At 63.7% G+C, this 18,810-nt stretch carries 18 protein-coding genes and 1 pseudogene; 14 read left to right on the forward strand and 5 right to left on the reverse strand.

Features of this window, described 5'->3' with window-relative positions; genetic code table 11:
• Positions 1 to 135 precede the first annotated feature (135 nt).
• From CFB50_RS22090 to CFB50_RS22115, 7 genes are all read left to right on the forward strand, one after another.
• The gene (locus CFB50_RS22090; RefSeq protein WP_011355971.1) at positions 136 to 909 is read left to right on the forward strand and encodes an ABC transporter substrate-binding protein; all 774 of its coding nucleotides are present in this window, start codon (positions 136 to 138) and stop codon (positions 907 to 909) included.
• 174 nt (positions 910 to 1,083) lie between these two features.
• Positions 1,084 to 1,773 carry an ABC transporter permease gene (locus CFB50_RS22095; protein ID WP_089447252.1) on the forward strand — a complete coding sequence of 230 codons (690 nt, stop codon included), beginning with the start codon at positions 1,084 to 1,086 and terminating at the stop codon, positions 1,771 to 1,773.
• On the forward strand, positions 1,770 to 2,483 hold the full coding sequence (locus CFB50_RS22100; RefSeq protein ID WP_011355969.1) for an ABC transporter permease: 714 nt from the start codon (positions 1,770 to 1,772) through the stop codon (positions 2,481 to 2,483). The genes CFB50_RS22095 and CFB50_RS22100 overlap by 4 nt, the downstream gene beginning before the upstream one ends.
• Positions 2,484 to 2,516: 33 nt before the next feature.
• A complete protein-coding gene (locus CFB50_RS22105) occupies positions 2,517 to 3,284 on the forward strand; it encodes an ABC transporter ATP-binding protein (protein ID WP_089447253.1) in 768 nt (255 codons plus the stop codon).
• 93 nt (positions 3,285 to 3,377) lie between these two features.
• A complete protein-coding gene (locus CFB50_RS22110; RefSeq protein WP_089447254.1) occupies positions 3,378 to 3,812 on the forward strand; it encodes a cupin domain-containing protein in 435 nt (144 codons plus the stop codon).
• 311 nt (positions 3,813 to 4,123) lie between these two features.
• A complete protein-coding gene (locus CFB50_RS40135) occupies positions 4,124 to 4,261 on the forward strand; it encodes an HHHH-motif protein (RefSeq protein ID WP_167347852.1) in 138 nt (45 codons plus the stop codon).
• Between the two features lie 61 nt (positions 4,262 to 4,322).
• On the forward strand, positions 4,323 to 4,790 hold the full coding sequence (locus tag CFB50_RS22115) for a DUF3761 domain-containing protein (protein ID WP_069250966.1): 468 nt from the start codon (positions 4,323 to 4,325) through the stop codon (positions 4,788 to 4,790).
• A gap of 105 nt (positions 4,791 to 4,895) precedes the next feature.
• On the opposite strand, the gene CFB50_RS22120 is transcribed toward CFB50_RS22115, so the two are convergent.
• Entirely contained in the window at positions 4,896 to 6,251 is a 1,356-nt protein-coding gene (locus CFB50_RS22120) for a polyhydroxyalkanoate depolymerase (protein WP_089447255.1), read from the reverse strand.
• A gap of 289 nt (positions 6,252 to 6,540) precedes the next feature.
• Between CFB50_RS22120 and CFB50_RS22125 the strand changes: the two genes are divergently transcribed.
• The 7 genes and pseudogenes from CFB50_RS22125 to CFB50_RS22155 form a co-directional block, all read left to right on the forward strand.
• Positions 6,541 to 7,206: a glutathione S-transferase family protein gene (locus CFB50_RS22125; protein WP_089447256.1), complete on the forward strand. Its 666-nt coding sequence runs from the start codon at positions 6,541 to 6,543 to the stop codon at positions 7,204 to 7,206.
• 235 nt (positions 7,207 to 7,441) lie between these two features.
• The gene (locus tag CFB50_RS22130) at positions 7,442 to 8,683 is read left to right on the forward strand and encodes a cyclic nucleotide-binding domain-containing protein (RefSeq protein ID WP_089447257.1); all 1,242 of its coding nucleotides are present in this window, start codon (positions 7,442 to 7,444) and stop codon (positions 8,681 to 8,683) included.
• Positions 8,684 to 8,696: 13 nt separating this feature from the next.
• Entirely contained in the window at positions 8,697 to 9,461 is a 765-nt protein-coding gene (locus CFB50_RS22135) for a flagellar motor protein (protein ID WP_089447258.1), read from the forward strand.
• A gap of 39 nt (positions 9,462 to 9,500) precedes the next feature.
• On the forward strand, positions 9,501 to 10,175 hold the full coding sequence (locus tag CFB50_RS22140; protein ID WP_089447259.1) for an OmpA/MotB family protein: 675 nt from the start codon (positions 9,501 to 9,503) through the stop codon (positions 10,173 to 10,175).
• Between the two features lie 169 nt (positions 10,176 to 10,344).
• On the forward strand, positions 10,345 to 12,207 hold the full coding sequence (locus tag CFB50_RS22145; RefSeq protein WP_089447260.1) for a methyl-accepting chemotaxis protein: 1,863 nt from the start codon (positions 10,345 to 10,347) through the stop codon (positions 12,205 to 12,207).
• A 105-nt stretch (positions 12,208 to 12,312) separates the two neighbouring features.
• Complete coding sequence (locus CFB50_RS22150; RefSeq protein ID WP_179254213.1) at positions 12,313 to 13,101, forward strand: hypothetical protein; 789 nt, start codon at positions 12,313 to 12,315, stop codon at positions 13,099 to 13,101.
• Between the two features lie 109 nt (positions 13,102 to 13,210).
• A pseudogene (locus tag CFB50_RS22155) lies at positions 13,211 to 13,738 on the forward strand (transposase); the annotation flags it as partial.
• 43 nt (positions 13,739 to 13,781) lie between these two features.
• Here CFB50_RS22155 and CFB50_RS22160 read toward each other — a convergent pair.
• The 4 genes from CFB50_RS22160 to CFB50_RS22175 form a co-directional block, all read right to left on the reverse strand.
• Positions 13,782 to 15,056 carry an IS256 family transposase gene (locus CFB50_RS22160; RefSeq protein WP_373452981.1) on the reverse strand — a complete coding sequence of 425 codons (1,275 nt, stop codon included), beginning with the start codon at positions 15,054 to 15,056 and terminating at the stop codon, positions 13,782 to 13,784.
• A gap of 129 nt (positions 15,057 to 15,185) precedes the next feature.
• The gene (locus tag CFB50_RS22165; RefSeq protein WP_089447262.1) at positions 15,186 to 16,421 is read right to left on the reverse strand and encodes a metal-dependent hydrolase family protein; all 1,236 of its coding nucleotides are present in this window, start codon (positions 16,419 to 16,421) and stop codon (positions 15,186 to 15,188) included.
• Positions 16,422 to 16,433: 12 nt separating this feature from the next.
• Positions 16,434 to 17,750 (reverse strand): MFS transporter, encoded by a 1,317-nt coding sequence (locus tag CFB50_RS22170; RefSeq protein ID WP_089447263.1) that lies wholly within the window; start codon positions 17,748 to 17,750, stop codon positions 16,434 to 16,436.
• Positions 17,751 to 17,878: 128 nt separating this feature from the next.
• Positions 17,879 to 18,790 (reverse strand): LysR substrate-binding domain-containing protein, encoded by a 912-nt coding sequence (locus tag CFB50_RS22175; RefSeq protein ID WP_089447264.1) that lies wholly within the window; start codon positions 18,788 to 18,790, stop codon positions 17,879 to 17,881.
• Positions 18,791 to 18,810: the final 20 nt, after the last annotated feature.

Genomic DNA, 18,810 nt, shown 5'->3' on the forward strand with positions numbered 1-18,810 from the left:
GGCGCACCCGCTGAAAGGGCAAAGTTGTATGTACAACTTGGGGCGTCGCCGGAAAGGGCGGTCTCCGGGTTGGAAGGGTTTGCGGCGGCGCCGCCCGACGGGACCCTCGCCCAGTTCGCCTTTGACAGGAACGCCATGAAGAAACTCGCGCTCAGTATTGCCCTTGCCTGCATCGCGGTCGGTGCCCACGCCAAGGATTGGTCGACGATCCGGTTCGGCGTCGACGCCAGCTATCCGCCGTTCGAATCGAAGGACGCAAGCGGCAAGGTCGTCGGCTTCGACGTCGATCTCGGCAACGAGATCTGCGCCCGCCTGAAGGCGAAATGCGTGTGGATCGAGAACGACTTCGACGGGATGATTCCCGCGCTGAAGGCGAAGAAATTCGACGGCGTGCTGTCGTCGATGTCGATGACGCCGGCGCGCGCCGAGCAGATCGCGTTCTCCGACAAGCTGTTCAACACGCCGACGCGCCTCGTCACGAAGAAGGGCGCGAACCTGCAGCCGACGGCCGAATCGCTGAAGGGCAAGTCGGTCGGCGTCGAGCAGGGCACCATCCAGGAAACCTACGCGAAGGCCTACTGGGCGCCGAAGGGCGTGCAGGTCGTGCCTTACCAGAACCAGGACGGCGTGTACCAGGACCTGATGTCGGGCCGTCTCGACGCGGCGCTGCAGGACGCGGTGCAGGCCGACATCGGCTTCCTGAAGACGCCGCGCGGCGCGAACTTCGAATTCGCCGGCAAGGACATCGACGATCCGAAGACGCTCGGCAACGGCGCCGGCATCGGGTTGCGCAAGGACGATGCCGACTTGAAGGCGAAGATCGACCACGCGATCGCCGACATCATCAAGGACGGCACGTACAAGAAGCTCGAGAAGAAGTACTTCGCGTTCGACGTCTACGGCGGCTGATCTTCCATGCGGAGCGCATCGGTTGCGGTGCGCGCCGCGGCTGTCGTGGGTGCGGCCCGCTTCGCGTGACGCGTCCGACTTGATGAGCAGGTTGCATCAGGTAGTGCGTAGATATCGTTTGATACCCGGGTAATGGCTATTGACAATCCAGCCACATCGTTCTGGATCCCTCCTATGATCTTCCAAGGATTTGGCCCGCTGTTGTGGGCCGGCACGGTGGAAACCGTGAAGCTCGCGGTGCTGTCGCTCGCGGCGTCGCTCGTGCTGGGCCTCATCGGCGCAAGCGCGAAACTGTCGACGAACCGCGTGCTCAAGTCGATCGGCACCTTCTACACGACGCTGATCCGCGCGGTGCCGGACCTCGTGCTGATGCTGCTGCTGTTTTACGGGATCCAGATCCTGCTGAACCACTTCACCGACATGCTCGGCTGGGACCAGATCGACATCGACCCGTTCGTGGCCGGTGTCATCACGCTCGGCTTCATCTATGGCGCGTACTTCACGGAGACGTTCCGCGGCGCATTCCTCGCGGTGCCGCGCGGCCAGCTCGAAGCAGGCTTCGCGTACGGGATGAGCGGCTGGCGCGTGTTCCGCCGCATCCTGTTCCCGCAGATGATGCGCTTCGCGCTGCCCGGCATCGGCAACAACTGGCAGGTGCTCGTGAAGGCCACCGCGCTCGTGTCGATCATCGGCCTCGCCGACGTCGTCAAGGCGTCGCAGGACGCGGGCAAGAGCACGCTCGATTTCTTCTTCTTCACGCTGGCTGCAGGCGCGATCTACCTCGCGATCACGACGGTCTCCAACGTCGTGCTGCATCACCTCGAGAAGCGTTATTCCGTCGGCGTCCGGAGGCTCGCACTGTGATCGAACTCGTCAGCCAGTACTGGCAAAGCTATCTCTACACCGACGGCTACCGCTTCAGCGGTCTCGCGATCACGCTGTGGCTGCTGGTCGTGTCGATCGCGCTGGGCTTCGCGCTCGCCGTGCCGCTCGCGATCGCGCGCGCATCGTCGAACCGCTGGATTTCCGGCCCGGTGTGGCTCTATACGTACGTGTTCCGCGGCACGCCGCTCTACGTGCAGCTGCTGATGTGCTACACGGGCATCTACAGCCTGCAGGTCGTGCACAACCACGTGCTGCTCGACACGTTCTTCCGCAACGCGATGAACTGCACGCTGCTCGCGTTCGTGCTGAACGAATGCGCGTATGCCACCGAGATCTTCGCGGGTGCGATCAAGGCGACGTCGGCCGGCGAGATCGAGGCCGGCATGGCCTACGGGATGTCGCGCTTCAAGCTCTATACGCGGATCATCCTGCCTTCCGCGCTGCGCCGCTCGCTGCCGAGCTACAGCAACGAAGTGATCCTGATGCTGCACGCGACGACGCTCGCGTTCACCGCGACCGTGCCCGACATCCTGAAGGTCACGCGCGACGTCAATTCGGCAACCTACATGTCGTTCCAGGCCTACGGCATCGCGGCCGTGCTGTACGCCGTCGTCGTGTTCACGCTCATCTGGGCGTTCCGCAAGCTCGAGACGCGCTGGCTCGCGTACCTCTCGCCGCGCGGCCATTAACGCATTCGCAAGATTCGCAAGGAAGGACCCAGCATGTACAAGCTTACCGTTGACAACCTGCACAAGAAGTTCGGCGACAACGAGGTGTTGAAGGGCGTGTCGATGAAGGCGAAGGCCGGCGACGTGATCAGCATCATCGGCTCGAGCGGCTCCGGCAAGAGCACGTTCCTGCGCTGCATCAACTTCCTCGAGCAGCCGTGCTCGGGGCAGATCACGATCGGCAGCGAGCCGATCCAGACCACGCGCGACCGCAACGGCTCGCTGCGCGTGGCCGACCAGAAGCAGCTGCAGCGGATGCGCACCAAGCTGTCGATGGTGTTCCAGCACTTCAACCTGTGGGCCCACATGACGGTGCTCGAGAACATCATCGAAGCGCCGATGGCCGTGCTCGGCGTCGGCAAGGACGAAGCGATCGCGCGGGCGCGCAAGTACCTGGAGAAGGTCGGCCTCGCGCCGCGTGTCGAGGGCATGTATCCGTCGCACCTGTCGGGCGGCCAGCAGCAGCGCGTGGCGATTGCACGAGCACTCGCGATGGAGCCGGAAGTGATGCTGTTCGACGAGCCGACGTCGGCGCTCGATCCGGAGCTCGTCGGCGAAGTGCTGAAGGTGATGCAGAAGCTCGCGGAGGAAGGCCGCACGATGGTCGTCGTCACGCACGAGATGGGCTTCGCGCGCAACGTGTCGAATCACGTGATCTTCCTGCATCAGGGGAAGATCGAGGAGGAAGGGGATCCGCAGGAAATTCTCGTGAATCCGAAGAGCGAACGGCTCGGGCAGTTTCTGTCCGGGCGGCTGAAGTAAGCAGGCAGGCGGCGTCGCGGACTGCCCGGGACGCCGCACCCTGGAACGCTAAATGCTTGTCGCATGTGATCCCTTCGACGAAGGAGCACCGCGATGAGCACACCCACCACCACCGCCTTTTCCCATGTGAAGCCCCAGGACACCGCGTATCGCGGCGAAGGCCTGCGCGACTTCTTCCTCTATCGCGATCTCGGTATCGCGGCCGCGACGAACGGCAAGGTCGTCGCGCAACTCGTCCGGGCGAATCATGCACCGGAGACGGGCACCGGCTGGCACCGCCACGAGGCCGAGTTCCATATCGTGATCATGTTGAAGGGCTGGGCGCGTTTCATGTACGGCGAGCAGGAGACGCTGGTGGCGGCCGGCGACTGCGTGCATCAGGCGCCGGGGATCGTCCACTACCTGTTCGACTACTCGCCGGACATGGAGTACCTGGAGATCGTCGGGCCTGCCGATTTCAAGTCGATCGACGTCGAAGGGCCGTGCGCGGTGCCGCCGCCGACGCCGTGGGGTGAGGCGGGGGCGTAGCTGCGCGGTGTTGCCGCATGCATCATCCGTCCGCCTGTTTGTGACAAACCGCCCTCGGGCGGTTTTTTGTTGCGCCTTCCACGGAGGTTTCCGTGCGATCCGCTTTCCCCGCGTCACATTCTTTCGAATTCCGAATGGTCGCGAAGCTGAAGATCCGGAAAGAAAAGAAAGACATTCGTCAGCTTCGATGCGTTGACGGCGCCGCGATGTCAAAGATCGTCAATTGTGCGTGGATGCGGTGCACGGCCTGTCGACGTCCGGCGTTAAGGAGGTACAGCCGGATCACCGGTTGGGTTACCCGGGAGAGTTTCATGAAGCGCATTGCGAAGATCCTGACGGCCACCGCAGTGGCATGTGCCGTTCTTGCTCCGGCACTGGCCGAAGCGCATTCGCACCGTGTGTGTCATTTCGATCATCACCACCATCGCGTGTGCCGCTGGGTGCGGTAACCGCGACTTTCCCGGGGAAACCCGGAACGCATGCATCATTCAGGCAAATCAGGAGAGGACTATGAAAAAGACGATGTTGATCGCCGCGCTGGTCGCCGGCATGGGTATGTCGATCGGTGCGTTCGCGCAGGTTCCGGCCAGCGCGCCGGCCGGCACGACCGGTCTGTGCAAGGACGGCTCGTTCTACTCGGGCGCATCGAAGAAGGGCGCATGTGCGGGCCATAAGGGTGTGAAGACCTGGTACGGCGCATCGTCGGCGGCAGCCGCCAGCGCACCGGCCGCAGCGCCGGCCATGGCAGCCTCCGCAGCCCCTGCATCCGGCACCGCGCCGGCGAAGAGCGCGGCAGCAACGACCGCGGCGGCAGCGCCGGGCGGCGGCGCGGGCAAGGTGTGGGCGAACGACAGCACGAAGGTCTATCACTGCTCGACCGACAAGTACTACGGCAAGACGAAGCACGGCAGCTACATGTCGGAAGCCGACGCGAAGGCGAAGGGCTACCACGCGTCGCACGGCAAGGCCTGTTCGTAACGCAGACTGACGCGCGAGCCGCTCCCTCGCGCGTCGTCCGAACACTGCACCACCTCACGCCCCGCCACCCCCGGCGGGGCGTTTCATTTTCAGCGCCGTCCGGCTTCAGTGGGCGAGCTGCGATTGCGTGTCGGGCGCTGCATCGTGCGCGGCTGCGCGGGCGTCGAGCAGCGCGCGCAGCGTCACGTAGTGCGTGCCGTCCGCGTTGTCTTCCGCACCGGCAGTGCGATCGTACGGCTCGTTGTCGTGGATCGTCGCGCGCACGATCGGATAGATCTGCTTTTCCCAGCGGCTGCCATTGAACACGCCGTAGTGGCCCGCGCCCGTCTGCACGTGATGCGTCTTCAGGTACGGCGGTAACCCCGAACACAACTCCTGCGCGGCCACCGTCTGGCCGACCGCGCAGATATCGTCCTTCTCGCCTTCGATCGTCAACAGCGCGGTGCGATGAATCGCCGCCGGTTCGACGAGCCGATCGCCGACCGTCAGCTCGCCGCGCGCGAGTGCGTATTGCTGGAACACCTTCTCGACCGTTTCCAGATAGAACTCCGCGGTGAGATCGGCGGTGGCGAAGTATTCGTCGTAGAAGTGCCGCAGCGTGTCGGCTTTTGCCGGGTCGCCTTTCGCGCGCTCGTAATACAGGTCGGCGAACGACGCCGCGTGGCGATCGGGATTCATCGACATGAACGCGCCGACCTGCACGAAGCCCGGATACACGCAGCGCTGCGCACCGACGAAGCCCGCCGGCACGACGCTGATCAGGTTCCGTGCGAACCATTCGATCGACTGGCTCGTCGCGAGCGCGTTGACCTTCGTCGGATTCACGCGGCAATCGATCGGGCCCGCCATCAGCGTCAGGCTCGCGGGCTGCGCCGGATCGCCGCCGGCAGCCATCAACGCGACTGCCGCGAGCGCGGCGACGGTCGGCTGGCAGATCGCGAGCACATGCGCATCCGGGCCGATCTGGTGGATGAAGTCGATCACGTGCGAGACGTATTCGTCGAAGCCGAACCGTCCGGCCGTCAGCGGGATGTCGCGCGGGTTGTGCCAATCGGTGATGTACATGTCGTGGTCGGCGAGCATCGTGTGTACCGTGCCGCGCAACAGCGTCGCGAAATGCCCGGACATTGGCGCGACGATCAGCACGCGCGGCTGGCGTGCGACCGGCAACGCCTTGCGGAAATGCAGCAGCGTGCCGAACGGCGTGGCTGCGGCGGCTTCCTCGACGATCGGCACCGTTTCGCCGTCGACGACGATCGACGCGATGCCGAACGGCGGCCGCCGATGCGAGAACGCGCAGCATTCGAGCAGTTCGCACAGCGCGTCGAGCATGCGGCCGGTCGGTGTCGCGGTGGAGGGCGGCCATAGCGACATCGTCGCGCGTGCGGCGGCGGCCCATGCGCGCGCCGGGCGCGTGCATTCTGCAGACCATTGATAGAACGGATAGGCAAGCAGATTCATGGCTGTCGCTCGTTGTGCTGCGTTGCGTTAAACGAGGCAAGCGATGTGCCAGCCTGCGGCTGGCACGCGCGTTGCACGCGGTTCAGGAGCGCGGCGACGCAGGCTGCATGCGACACACGGCAGCCGCACGCGAGGCGTTGCCCGGCCGGCCTGTCGTGCGGCACGTGACGCGACTGCGTGCGGCGCTGCGCCAGTTCGGCGAATGCGCGGCACCGGCATGGTGCGGGTGACGCCACACGGCGTCTGTTTTCGGTGCAGGGGCACGAACGGTTTTGAACAGGGGAGCGACATGGACGTCACCGGAGGACAGACGACGCTGACCATCAGCCGCCGCAATTACTCGTCGTGGTCGATGCGCGGCTGGCTGCTCGCGAAGCTGAGCGGGCTCGTGTTCGAGACGGTCAGCGTGCCGATCGACGCCGCGTCGCGCGCGGAGTTGCTGTTGCTGTCGCCGTCGATTCTCGTGCCGTGCCTCACCCACGACGGCAACACGGTGTGGGACACGCTCGCGATTGCCGAATACCTGAACGAAATCCGGCCGCAGGCGCGGCTGCTGCCTGAAGACCGGAGGGCCCGCGCGCATTGCCGGTCGATCTGCGGCGAGATGCATTCCGGTTTCAGCGCGTTGCGCTCCGCGCTGCCGATGAACCTGCGCGCGCATTTCCCCGGCTTCCGCATCTGGTCGCGCGCGCAGCACGACATCGAGCGAATCGTGACGATCTGGCGCGAGTGCCTGGCGGCGTACGGCGGCCCCTGGCTGTTCGGTGCGGAGATCGGCATCGCCGACGCGATGTATGCGCCGGTCGTCACGCGCTTCCTGACCTACGACGTGAAACTGGAACCCGATATCGCCGAGTATTGCATGCAGGTGCTCGCGCATCCGTTCGTGATGGAATGGATCGATGCGGCGAAGGCGGAGCACGAAGACATCGACGAACTCGATATGGAGTTCTGACGCACGGGTCCGCCCGGCGCTTTCAATTGCACTACACGCGCAGGCATCGAAATGCTTTTCGGTGTGGCTGCGCAACCCGCAAACGTTTTACCTTGATTTCGGTTCGAAGCGAGGACGAATTCCCTAAAGGATGTTGAGCCCGATGACGTAAACGAGTCACGGGGATGACTCGCGATCACATGCTTTCGACGTGCGACGCGCAGTCCGAAAAAATCAGCGCAGCAGGGGAATCGACGTGAATCGTCAGCAATCGTGGACGCGTACAGCGGCGCCCGGGGAAATCATTTACTCCGAGGGCTTTGCGGGTGAGCCCGTCATCTTCTTGATCACCGACGGCAAGGTCGAGCTGTCCACGCGATGTGACGACAAGCGCGTCGTCGTCGCGACGCTCGGCCGCGGCGAGTTCTTCGGTGAATCGGCGCTGCTCGCGGCCGAGCCGCGTGCCCATACCGCGAAGGCCCTTTCATTCTGTCAGCTGACTGTCGTGCCGGCCGGCATGCTCGACGAGGAAATCGAGCGCGTGTCGGCGCTGCTGCGCCACATCGTGCGAACAATGATCCGTCGCGTGAAGCGCAAGGACGACCAGCTCGCCACCTACACGCATGCCGACTTCATGCCGGGCGTGCTGTCGTATGCGCATGTGCTGGCGCTGATGGCGGGCGCGGAAGCGCGCGATGGCGGCGACGCGTGGACGCGCCGGCCGATGCAGGCCCACGCGGCCGAAACCTCGGTGCCGCTCGCCGACGTGATCCGCAAATGCCGCGCGATCGCCGGCCACTCGCGGCCGCACGTGCTCGCGATGCTGCGACGCATGGAGAAGCTCAATCTCGTCACGATCGAGGCGGCGCAGGCGGACCATGCGGGCGGAGCGGTCGACTATTCTGCGTCGTCGGATGCGCGCCAGGTCGTCACGTTCGACGCCGCGCGCGTGATCGATCGCGCGCAGCAGGTGGCCGATCACGATCTCGACCTGTCGATCAACAGCGAACTCGAACTCATCGAGCTGGCCGATCTCGAAGCGCTGATCGGTGTCGAGAAGACGATGCTGCTCAACAAGCTGTCGAACGGCGAGATTGCCGACGAGTTGTTCGCGTTCCGCAAATCGAAGGTGCTCAGTTACGTCGAACAGAAGGGGGTGACGTACTTCTCGCGGCGCAATGCGCGACGTGGAGAGGTGCGCGCGCTGGAGGATCTCGTGTCGATCGACCAGCGCACGCTGTTCGACGTCATCAGCGCGTTCGATACCTACGATCTCGCGAAGCTGATCGCGAATCTCGACGATCGCGCGGTGGCCGACAAGCTGTTTTCCGTGATGACCGAGGCGCGGCGCAACGAGGTGTCGTGGGTGATGCGCCGCGAGCTCAAGCTCGATCCGGTCGAGATCGAGGACATCGAGCGGCGCGTGCTGGATGCCGTACGCGCGGCGAAGGCGCCGGCGGCCGGCACTGCGCCTGTCGCGTCGGCATCGGATGCTTGACGAGGAGGCGCGCATGGATCTGTTGACTCTGGCCGGCGTGGTGTTGGGCGGCGCGGCGATCGTGTTCGGCTTCGCGCTGGAAGGCGGGCATTTCTCGATGCTGTTCCAGTTCGAGGCGCTTGTCATCGTGCTCGGCGGCACACTCGGCGCGGTGATGATCCAGAACACCTGGGCGCGCTTCTTCGACGCGGTGAAACAACTGCGGCTCGCGTTCGTCCGCGCGCGCGAAGTCGATCGCAAGAACCTGTCCGACCTGCTCGAATGGGGCGACCGCGCGAAGCTCGACGGGCTGCTCGCGTTCGAATCGATGGACGTGAGCGGCATCCATCCGTTCGCGCGCCGCGGGCTCGAACTGCTGGCGAACGGTGTGTCGACCGCCGTGCTCGAGGACGCTCTGCAGCGCGAACTCGATGCCTACGAACGCAGCCGCCTCGCCGCCGCGCGCGTGTGGCAGCAGGCCGGCGGCTATGCGCCGACGTTCGGCATTCTCGGGTCGGTGCTCGGGCTCGTGCAGGTGACGAGCCATATTCTCGAACCGGCGCAGCTCGGGCCGGGCATCGCGGTCGCGTTCATCGCGACGCTATACGGGCTGGCGCTCGCGAACCTCGTGTTCCTGCCGCTTTACGGCAAGCTGCGCGCGCAGATCGACAGCGAACTGCGGTTTCGCAAGCTGTATCTCGATGGATTGCTGGCGATTTCGCGCAAGGAGTCGCCGCATACGATCGAGACGCGCCTGACCGGTGACGTGCGTGGGCGCGCGGTCGAATCGCTCGCGTGATGGGCGTGTGTCGTACGACGAACCCGGACTTCCAACAGCATGACTGCTCGAACTGACGGTGCATCCGCCGCCGATCGCGACGACGACGAACTCGAAGGCGCGCAATCCGGCCGCTGGCTGATTTCGTACGCGGATCTCATCACGACGCTGATGGTGCTGTTTCTCGCGTTGTACGTGCTCCAGCTCGCGAAATACAACGCGCTCGATGCGCGTTACCAGACGCTCGCGCGGCATGCCGAAAGCGCCGCGAGTGCATCAGCCGTTACTGCCGTGACGCTTGAGCACTCGCCGCCCTGGCTCGCCTTGCTCGATACGTTGAAGTCGAACGGCCGGATCTCGCTCGTGAAAGCGCCGCATGGCGTCGAGATCGGCATCGACGCGAAGATCCTGTTCAACGTAGGCGATGCGCGCCTGCTGCCTGATTCGTCGCCCGTGCTGAACCAGATCGCGCAGGCACTGAGCGATCACGCGACCGGCGACATTCTCGTCGAAGGGCATACCGACAGCGTGCCGATCGCGAACGCGAAATACGAATCGAACTGGGAGCTGTCGTCGGCGCGCGCGGGGAGTGTCGTGCGCTACCTGACCGAGCGCGGCGTCGCCCCGCACCGGCTCGCGGCGATCGGGCGGGCCGATACGCAACCGCTCGTCGCGGGGGACGATACTGCCGCGCGGGCGCGAAACCGGCGTGTCACGATCTTCGTTGCATATTGATTCGCGCTGAATTTTCGTTGTTCGCGCATCTATAAGCGGCCGCATATGCCCGCCTGACAACAACATAACGAATCTCGCATGATGAGCATGTGAAATCAGCGATGCGGTTCTGCGCTTGCATGCCGATAACCCAAACTGGCTCAGACCGAGCGGTTATCGAGGGTTCCCCATGCATTTCTGGCGCAAGCTTTCCATACAGAACAAGCTGATTCTCAGCATGACGAGTTGCCTGCTCGTGTTCGTCGCGATCTCAAGCGGGCTCAGCATCCGCCTGATCGGCAACGCGGTGCGCGATCGCGTCGTGCGCGAAGAGCTGCCGACGGCCGTGAACGGCATCCGCGCCGACGTGCAGCGGCAGATGGCCGGGCCGATCGCCGCGTCGCGGATTCTCGCGCGCGACGCGTTCCTGCTGCAATGGGAAGCCGACGGCGAACCCGACGCCGGCACGCGCAACTGGATCCAGCTCGCGAAGAACGTGAAGGACGAGCAGAAGGCGGCGTCGGTGCAGTGGGTGTCCGTGAAGAGCGGCAACTACTACAACGAATCCGGCCTGCAGCGGAAGGTGACCGACAAGGATCAGTGGCTGACCGGCTTCCTGTCCTCCGGCAAGGCGTTCGACGTGAACATGGACCGCGAGGTGACGGTCGGCGGCTACATGATGTTCATCAACAGCCGCGTCGAACTAGACGGCGTGCCGATTGGCGCTGCGTGCATGAGCCTGTCCGTCGATGCGCTCGCGAAGGGTATCGCTGCTTACCGGATCGGCGAGACCGGGTTTGCGTATCTCGTGCGTCCCGACGGCGCGATCATGATGCATCGCGATACGGCGCTGATCGACGGCAAGCATTTCATGAAGGATCAGCAGGGGTTGCCGGGTGATGCGTCGTCGACGTTGCTGGCTGGTCAGCCGTATGCGTATCTGAGCTACGCCGGTGATGGCGGCGCGCGTTTCATCGCGACGTCGTTCATTCCGGAGTTGAATGCGTATGTTGTCGTTGAGGTGCCGCAGGCGGAACTGCTCGGGCCTGTGACGCGTGCGATTCGCAGCGCGGCGCTAGTTGCGGCGGTGGTGGGGCTGGGTGTTGCGCTGCTTGTGATCTGGCTGGTGGGGCGTGCGATTGCCGCGCCGATTCGTCGCGCGGCGACGCTGCTGTCGGAGATCGCCAGCGGGCAGGGTGACCTCACGCGCCGGATGACGGTCGAGAGCCAGGACGAGATCGGGCAGTTGTCGGATGCGTTCAACCGGTTCGTGTCGTCACTGTCGACGCTGGTGCACAGCATTCGTGCGGCTTCCTCGTCGATTGCCACCGGGTCGGCGCAGATTGCGACGGGGAATGCGGATCTCAGCGAACGCACCGAAGGGCAGTCGAGCAACCTGGAGCGCACGGCTTCGTCGATGGAAGAGATCACAGCCGTGGTGCGGAACAATACCGAGACGGCGACGACGGCCGCGAAGATGATCAACGGCGCTTCCGATGCGGCGGCGCGCGGCGGGCAGGTGGTGGGTGAGGTCGTGAGCACGATGCAGGAGATTAGCGACGCGTCGCAGCGGATTTCCGAGATCATCGTGATGATCGATAGCATTTCGTTCCAGACGAACATTCTTGCGCTGAATGCAGCGGTGGAAGCGGCGCGCGCCGGGGAGCAGGGGCGCGGGTTTGCGGTGGTGGCTTCGGAAGTGCGGAATCTCGCGCAGCGCAGCGCGCAGGCGGCGAAGGAGATCAAGGTGCTGATCGAGCATAGCGCGGGCACGGTGAATACCGGGTCGCGGCTGGTGAGTGAGGCCGGGAAGGTGATGCGTGATGTGGTGTCGCAGGTTCAAGGCGTGAGCGCGATGATGAGCGAGATCGCTGAAGCGAGCCTGGAGCAGAGTGCCGGGATTGATCAGATCGGCGACGCGGTGCAGTCGCTCGATCAGATGACGCAGCAGAATGCGGCGCTGGTGGAAGAAAGCGCGGCGGCCGCGGCGAGCTTGAAGCAGCAGGCGGCGGAATTGACCCGGCTGGTGTCGGCTTTCAAGGTGGATGAGTAAAGTCTGATTCGCGATTTAGAATAGGGCGTTTCTGAGGGACGGCTGCCGTGGGGTCACGGCAGCCGTTTTTGCATGTCGGCGCGGGATTCGGTCACGTCTATAAAAATGAAACGCATTTCCAAGTGGAAGATCGGGGTGGGGGCGGCGGTGCTCGTCGCTGTGGCGGCTGCGGTTGGGGCGAAGGTGATTGCGTCGCCGACCGATTCTTATCTCGCCTATCGGAAGAAAGCCGTCGACGCGATTACGGCGGCGCGGATGGAAGATCAGGTGGATCTGGACAAGAAATACACGGCTGAGGTGAATGCGTGGCTGGTTAAGCTTGTCGGGACGGTTAGGGCGAAAGGGTTTTCCGGGAAGGCGGGGAGTAACGTGCAAAGCGTTGTACCCGATGATGGGATGACGCCCGGGCCGGATGGGCTGTTCTTGAAGTCGGATGACGGGAAGGTGAGTCTTCTGGTCACGACGGTTCCGCTTTTGAAGGACTGGGCGAAGAGGGCGGATGCGGGGATCAAGTCCACGGATGATGTTGCCGTTATCTTCGATAACGAGGCCTTTTATACGGATGTGTTCGCCGATGATGCAGCGGCGTTTCGGTTTGCCGAGTTACCGGTAAAGCGGAAGCCGGCTGATGCGGTGGTGAAGGCGTTGCTGCTTGGGGAAAGCCAGGATGGGGTGCCGGAGGGGCCGAATACGTTGGCAGTCTCTGTCAAGCAAGGAGAGAGGGTTTATGTCCTCTGGCGGGAGATGAAGGTACCAGGGATTGCGGCTTGTGGGGTGGGGCGGGGGGATGAGGAGAAGCGACAGGAATGTTTCGCGAAGCGTTTGCCGGTGCAGAGGCGATATTCGCAGCTTGTGTCCGAGGCGCAAGTAATGCTGAACGACGTTGTTCAATAGGAAGCAGCCGTCTTTGTCGCGTTTATTCGAATGAATGCCCGTTTTTGGCTGCGGATTCAACCCGTCGATGCAACACACTTGAGGCTGCATAGCAGCAAGGAGTGTTGCAATGAAACAGAGACGGCGGATCTACTATACAGATAGCCAGAAGGCGTTAATGTGGGAGCGCTGGCGCAGGGGCGAATCGCTGCAGCAGATCGCCCAGCTGTTTGATCGGAACCATTCCTCGGTACAAGGGATTCTGGCCGAAACGGGCGGCATACAGCCAAAGCAACGGCGCCGTTCGAGCTTGGCACTGACCCTTGCCGAGCGGGAGGAGATCTCGCGCTCAGTGGTTGCTGGCGATTCGATTCGCGCGATTGCGATTCGGCTCGCACGTGCTCCGTCCACCATTAGCCGCGAGCTCAAGCGGAACGGCGGTATGCAGGGTTATCGGGCGAACAATGCTGACGAACTTGCGTGGGAGCGAGCCCGTCGCCCCCAAGTCTGCAAGCTCGTCAGGAACCGGGAACTCGCCCAGGTCGTGGCAAGCAAGCTCGGGCTGCAGTGGTCACCTGAGCAGATCGCCGGTTGGCTTAAGCACGTGTATGCGGTCAACAAGGACTATCAGGTGTCGCACGAAACCATATACCGCAGTGAACCTGTCCGCATTTTTGTGGGCGAGGCGGTTGAACAGCACGTTATCCGCGCGCCTGCATAAATCGGTCTCCGAACAGGATAGCAAACTGGTTCATCGCCGATTTCCAGTCGAAGGCGGACCGCACCGTCTTGGCCAGCACATTGCGCAGCGCCAGCCAGAGCAGCTTGATCGCCGCCTCGTCATTCGGGAAGTGGCCACGCGTCTTGATGATCTTGCGCAGTTGCATGTTCAAACTTTCTATGGCGTTCGTGGTGTACACGACCCGTCTAATCTCCGGCGGGAACACGTAGAACGGTACGACGTGCTCCCATGCCCGCTGCCACGACTGCACGATCGTCGGGTACTTCACGCCCCAAGGTCCGTCGGCGAAGTCTTGCAGCGCCTGTCTAGCCGCTTCTTCGCTGGCAGCCGCGTAGATTGGGCGCAGCGCGGCGGCGAGTACCTTACGGTCCTTGTAGCTGGCGTATTCGAGGCTGTTGCGGATCAGATGCACAATGCAGGTCTGAACGGTGGTCCGTGGATAGGCTGCGCTGATAGCCTCGGTCAGCCCCTTCAAGCCGTCCACCACGGCGATCAGGATGTCCTGGCAGCCGCGCGTCTTCAGTTCGTTGAACACCTTGAGCCAGAACTTGGCGCCCTCGGTCTGCTCGATCCAAAGGCCCAGCACGTCGCGCTGGCCGTCGGCCTGAATGCCCAAAGCCAGATACACGGCCTTGTTGCTGACCACGCCATCGTCGCGGATCTTGACCCGCAGCGCATCGAAGAACACCACCGGGTACATCGTCTCGAGCGGGCGGCTCTGCCAGCTCAGCGCTTCGGCCATCACCTCGTCGGTGACCGAGCTGATGAAGTCGGGCGATACCTCGGTGCCATAGTGCTCGGCCAGAAACCCCTGGATCTCACGCACGCTCATGCCGCGGGCGTACATCGCGATGATGCGTTCGTCGAAACCGGTGAAACGGCGCTCGTGCTTGGGAATCAGGATCGGCTCGAAGCTGCCGTCACGGTCACGAGGCACGTCGACCCGGACTGGGCCACGATCGGTGATGACTGTCTTGCCACTGGCGCCGTTGCGTTCGTTGGCCTGCCCGGGCCGCTTGGGCTGGCCCGGAGGGTAGCCCAGATGCAGATTCATCTCGGCACCCATCGCGCGCTCGATGACCGCCTTGTTGAACGCCAGCATCAGGTCCTGCACCTCGGCCGGCGTCATCGGCCCCTTGACCAACTGGTCCAGCAGTTCCTTGGGCAGTTCAGGCAGCGGCCCTCGGGCCGCTGCCTGACGCGCTACAGTTTGTCTTTTCTTCTTCATCGGCATATCCATGGCCTTTACACCTCATGATATGCCCCGCCCACGAAATCACGGATAGGTCCTGTCCGTGTTGATGTTCACCTTTAACGATTGTCACGACCGCCGTACGCGGAGGGACCCGCGCAACCGCGAACCCTAACCAGCGCGCGCTTTCACGATCTTCCCTCGCTGCAACACATATTCGACGCGCTCCCCCTGACCGGCCACCACCCCAATATCCTCGAGCGGATTCCCATCGAGCACGACCAGATCCGCGATCGCTCCCGCCGCCACCACCCCGAGCCGCCCCTGCATGTTGACGATCTCCGCCGCCACGGTCGTCGCCGACCTGAGCGCTTCCAGATTCCCCAGCACCTCGGCCCGGATCCGGAACTCTCCGCACTGAAATGCATGCATTTCCCCGAGCAGATCCGATCCGAACCCCATCTTCACGCCGGCGTTCGCATAGATTTCCAGTGATTCGCGTCCTTTCTGCTGAACGGAAGCCACCTTTGCCACCGAATCCGGCGGCATCCCGAACTCCGCACCGTGTTTGGCAAGCGCGTCATAAGTGACAAGCGTGGGCACGACAAACGCGCCATGCTCACGCATCAGCTTCGCCGCAGCGTCATCCACGAGATTCCCATGCTCGATCGTCCTCACCCCACAGCGCACCGCCCGTGCAATCGCCCGCCCCGTATACGCATGCGCCATCACATAAGTATTCGCGGCTTCGGCTTCATCCACGATCGCCCGAATCTCATCCTCCGAATACTGCGTGTTCGCAATCGGATCGGTCGGTGAAGCCACACCACCTGACGCCATGATCTTGATCTGCGTCGCGCCTTTCTGAATTTCTTCACGTACCGCAAGCCGCACACCTTCGACCCCGTCCACCACCCGAGCAATCGCGCCCGTCCTGAAACAGCACGAGCAAGGCTCAAGCAAGTCCCCGCGAGGCCGAAAGTCCCCATGCCCGCCGGTCTGCGATAACGCCTTGCCCGACGGAAAAATCCGCGGCCCCGACACCAGCCCGGTTTCGACCGCCTGCATCAAGCTCCAGTCCGCACCCCCAGCATCCCGCACGCTGGTGAACCCACGCGACAACATCGCATCGAGAATCGGCAACGACCGAATCGCGGCAAGAATATTCGGCTGCGTCGCATTCGCGCCGAGATTCGCATTCGAAGCCAGCACATGCACGTGGCAATCGATGAACCCCGGCATCACGGTCTTGCCGCGCACGTCGATCCGATGCGCGTTCGGAAAATCCACCGGCCGATCGGTGACTTCGACGATCCGGTCGCCGTCGATCACGACATGATGATGTTCGAGCAGCACGCCCCGTTCGAGATCGAGTACGTTGCCGCCTTGAAGCACGGTAATGGTCATGGAGAGAGATCCTTATCGATTGACGGAAGCGGCCCGCTTGGCGTCCTTCACGAAGCGCGTGCCGATGAAGCTGACGGCCGCCGCGAGCGTCACGTAGAAGGCCGGCGCCATGTTGCTGCCGGTGCGGGCGATGAGCCACGTGATCAGGAACGGCGCGAAGCCGCCGAAGATCGTGACCGCGAAGTTGTAGGCAACGGATAACCCGGTCGACAGCACCTTCGTCGGAAACAGTTCGGCGAACGCCGCGAGGATCGGCCCCGTGTAGATCGCGATCAGCACGCCGAACACGGCCTGGAACACGATCAGCGACGTGAACCCGGGCGCATGGTTGATCCACGCGAACATCGGCCACGCGAGCACGAAAATGGCGAGCGCCGATCCGGACAGGAACACGCGTCGTCCCCACACGTCGGCGAGCCGGCCGACGATCGGCGAGCAGCACATGATCATCAGCCCGCCGACCATGCCGGCCGCGAAGCCGGTCGATTGCGGCAGATGCAGCGTGCGCACGGAATACGTCGGCATGTAGAAGAGCAGCACGTAGGTGCAGACGGTCCACAGAATGACCATCGAAAAGCTCGCGAACGTCTCGCGCGGGTAGGTGGACAGCACTTCCTTCAGCGGCGAGCTCTCCTTTGCCTGCGCTTCGACGGCACTGAATGCGGGCGTCTCGTCGATATGGCTGCGGATGTAGTAGCCGACGGGCCCGACGATGATCCCGAGCAGGAACGGCAGTCGCCAGCCCCAGCTATGCAGCGCCTGCGCGTCGAGCGACGTCGTGACGAAGGTGCCGGTCGCGGCGCCGAGCAGCACCGCGAAGCCGATGCTGGACTGGATCCAGCTCGAGTAGTACGCGCGCTTCTCCGTCGGCGCGTATTCGGTGAGGAACGCGGTGGCGCCGCCCATCTCGCCGCCGGCCGAGAAACCTTGCAGCAGCCGCGCGACGACGATCAGCAGCGGCGCGGCGATACCGGCCTGTTCGTAGGTCGGCGCGAGCCCGATGAGCGCGGTGCCGGCGGCCATCATGAGGATGGTGAGCGACAGCGCGGCCTTGCGCCCGACCTTGTCGGCGTAGACGCCGAGCACGATGCCGCCGACGGGCCGCATGAAGAAGCCGACGCCGAACGTCGCGACGGTCAGCAGCACGGACGTCAGTTCGTTGCCGGTCGGAAAGAACAGTTTCGCGATGATGACCGCGAAGAAGCTGTAGACGGTGAAATCGAACCATTCGAGACCGTTGCCGATCACGGTCGCGACGATGGCGCGGCGACGCTGCTGCACTGCCGCATCGACGGCAGGCGCGGCGCGCGGGGAAAGCGTTCCTTGCATGGTCTCTTCCTCTATCGGAATCAGAAGACGGGACGGCTGCCCCGCGTGAACTCATGCTAAGGACAGCGCGATTTTTTTCTGAAACGAAAGATTTGCATGCACGCATGCGCTACGCGCATGCATCGCGATCAGGGCGCGGTCTGTTTCTCTGCCTGTTCGAACAGCCAGCGTGTGAACAGGCGTGCGGCCTGGTTCTGCGCGCGGTCGTTCGGCGAAATCACGTAGTAGCCGCCGCCGTGGCTCGCGGATGCTTCCGTCACGCGCATGAGCAGCCCGGCCTCGATGCACGCGTCGATCATGTAGCGCCAGCCGAGCGACACGCCCTGGCCGAGAATCGTCATCTGCACGATCTGCGGATACGAGTTGATGGTGATGTCCTGCGGCTGCGCCTTCTGCCGGTCGATGTCGTTCTGGTCGAACCATTCGGACCACGACATCCACTGACGCTGCCCGTCCTCGAGGCGCAGCAGCGTCTCGTTCGCGAGATCGGCCGCGGCGAGCGTGCGGCCGGCCAGGTAACCCGGCGCGCAGACGGGAAACACTTCCTCGTCGAACAGACGGCGCGCGGTGTATTCGGCGGGCGCCTGCTGGCGCACGTAGTAGACGCCCACGTCGAACTCCGCCGGCGACATCGACGCGAGCCCGTCGCGCACGATCAGCCGCAGCTTGATGTCCGGATAGGCGGCGCGAAACTCGGGCAGGCGCGGCGTGAGCCACAGCAGCGCCACACCGGACGAGCACGCAATCGTCAGTTCGAGGTCGCCGTAGGGCTTCATCACATCGTGCGTGGCTTCCGCGCATTGCGTGAGGAGATGGTGCACCTGCGCTGCGTATTGCTCGCCGGCGATCGTCAGCCGCAGCGAACGATGTTCGCGCACGAACAGCGAGCGGCCGAGGAATTCCTCGAGCTGCTGGATTTGCCGGCTGATCGCGCTTTGGGTCAGATGCAGCTCGGCGGCCGCGCGCGTGAAGCTCGCATGCCGCACGGCGGCTTCGAACGCGATGAGGCACTGAAGGGGCGGCAGGGGCGTGATGCGCATGGCAGCTTGGGAGGTCAAGG

The organism is Burkholderia sp. AU33423, from assembly GCF_002223135.1.
GTDB classification, from domain to species: domain Bacteria; phylum Pseudomonadota; class Gammaproteobacteria; order Burkholderiales; family Burkholderiaceae; genus Burkholderia; species Burkholderia lata_D.

What these genes read in the sequence shown, in the direction of transcription:
- CFB50_RS22090 (WP_011355971.1), top strand. Translation starts at nt 136, where the DNA reads ATGAAGAAACTCGCGCTCAGTATTGCCCTTGCCTGCATCGCGGTCGGT.
- CFB50_RS22095 (WP_089447252.1), top strand. Translation starts at nt 1,084, where the DNA reads ATGATCTTCCAAGGATTTGGCCCGCTGTTGTGGGCCGGCACGGTGGAA.
- CFB50_RS22105 (WP_089447253.1), top strand. Translation starts at nt 2,517, where the DNA reads ATGTACAAGCTTACCGTTGACAACCTGCACAAGAAGTTCGGCGACAAC.
- CFB50_RS22110 (WP_089447254.1), top strand. Translation starts at nt 3,378, where the DNA reads ATGAGCACACCCACCACCACCGCCTTTTCCCATGTGAAGCCCCAGGAC.
- CFB50_RS40135 (WP_167347852.1), top strand. Translation starts at nt 4,124, where the DNA reads ATGAAGCGCATTGCGAAGATCCTGACGGCCACCGCAGTGGCATGTGCC.
- CFB50_RS22115 (WP_069250966.1), top strand. Translation starts at nt 4,323, where the DNA reads ATGAAAAAGACGATGTTGATCGCCGCGCTGGTCGCCGGCATGGGTATG.
- CFB50_RS22120 (WP_089447255.1), bottom strand. Translation starts at nt 6,251, where the DNA reads ATGAATCTGCTTGCCTATCCGTTCTATCAATGGTCTGCAGAATGCACG.
- CFB50_RS22125 (WP_089447256.1), top strand. Translation starts at nt 6,541, where the DNA reads ATGGACGTCACCGGAGGACAGACGACGCTGACCATCAGCCGCCGCAAT.
- CFB50_RS22135 (WP_089447258.1), top strand. Translation starts at nt 8,697, where the DNA reads ATGGATCTGTTGACTCTGGCCGGCGTGGTGTTGGGCGGCGCGGCGATC.
- CFB50_RS22140 (WP_089447259.1), top strand. Translation starts at nt 9,501, where the DNA reads ATGACTGCTCGAACTGACGGTGCATCCGCCGCCGATCGCGACGACGAC.
- CFB50_RS22145 (WP_089447260.1), top strand. Translation starts at nt 10,345, where the DNA reads ATGCATTTCTGGCGCAAGCTTTCCATACAGAACAAGCTGATTCTCAGC.
- CFB50_RS22150 (WP_179254213.1), top strand. Translation starts at nt 12,313, where the DNA reads ATGAAACGCATTTCCAAGTGGAAGATCGGGGTGGGGGCGGCGGTGCTC.
- CFB50_RS22160 (WP_373452981.1), bottom strand. Translation starts at nt 15,056, where the DNA reads ATGCCGATGAAGAAGAAAAGACAAACTGTAGCGCGTCAGGCAGCGGCC.
- CFB50_RS22165 (WP_089447262.1), bottom strand. Translation starts at nt 16,421, where the DNA reads ATGACCATTACCGTGCTTCAAGGCGGCAACGTACTCGATCTCGAACGG.
- CFB50_RS22170 (WP_089447263.1), bottom strand. Translation starts at nt 17,750, where the DNA reads ATGCAAGGAACGCTTTCCCCGCGCGCCGCGCCTGCCGTCGATGCGGCA.
- CFB50_RS22175 (WP_089447264.1), bottom strand. Translation starts at nt 18,790, where the DNA reads ATGCGCATCACGCCCCTGCCGCCCCTTCAGTGCCTCATCGCGTTCGAA.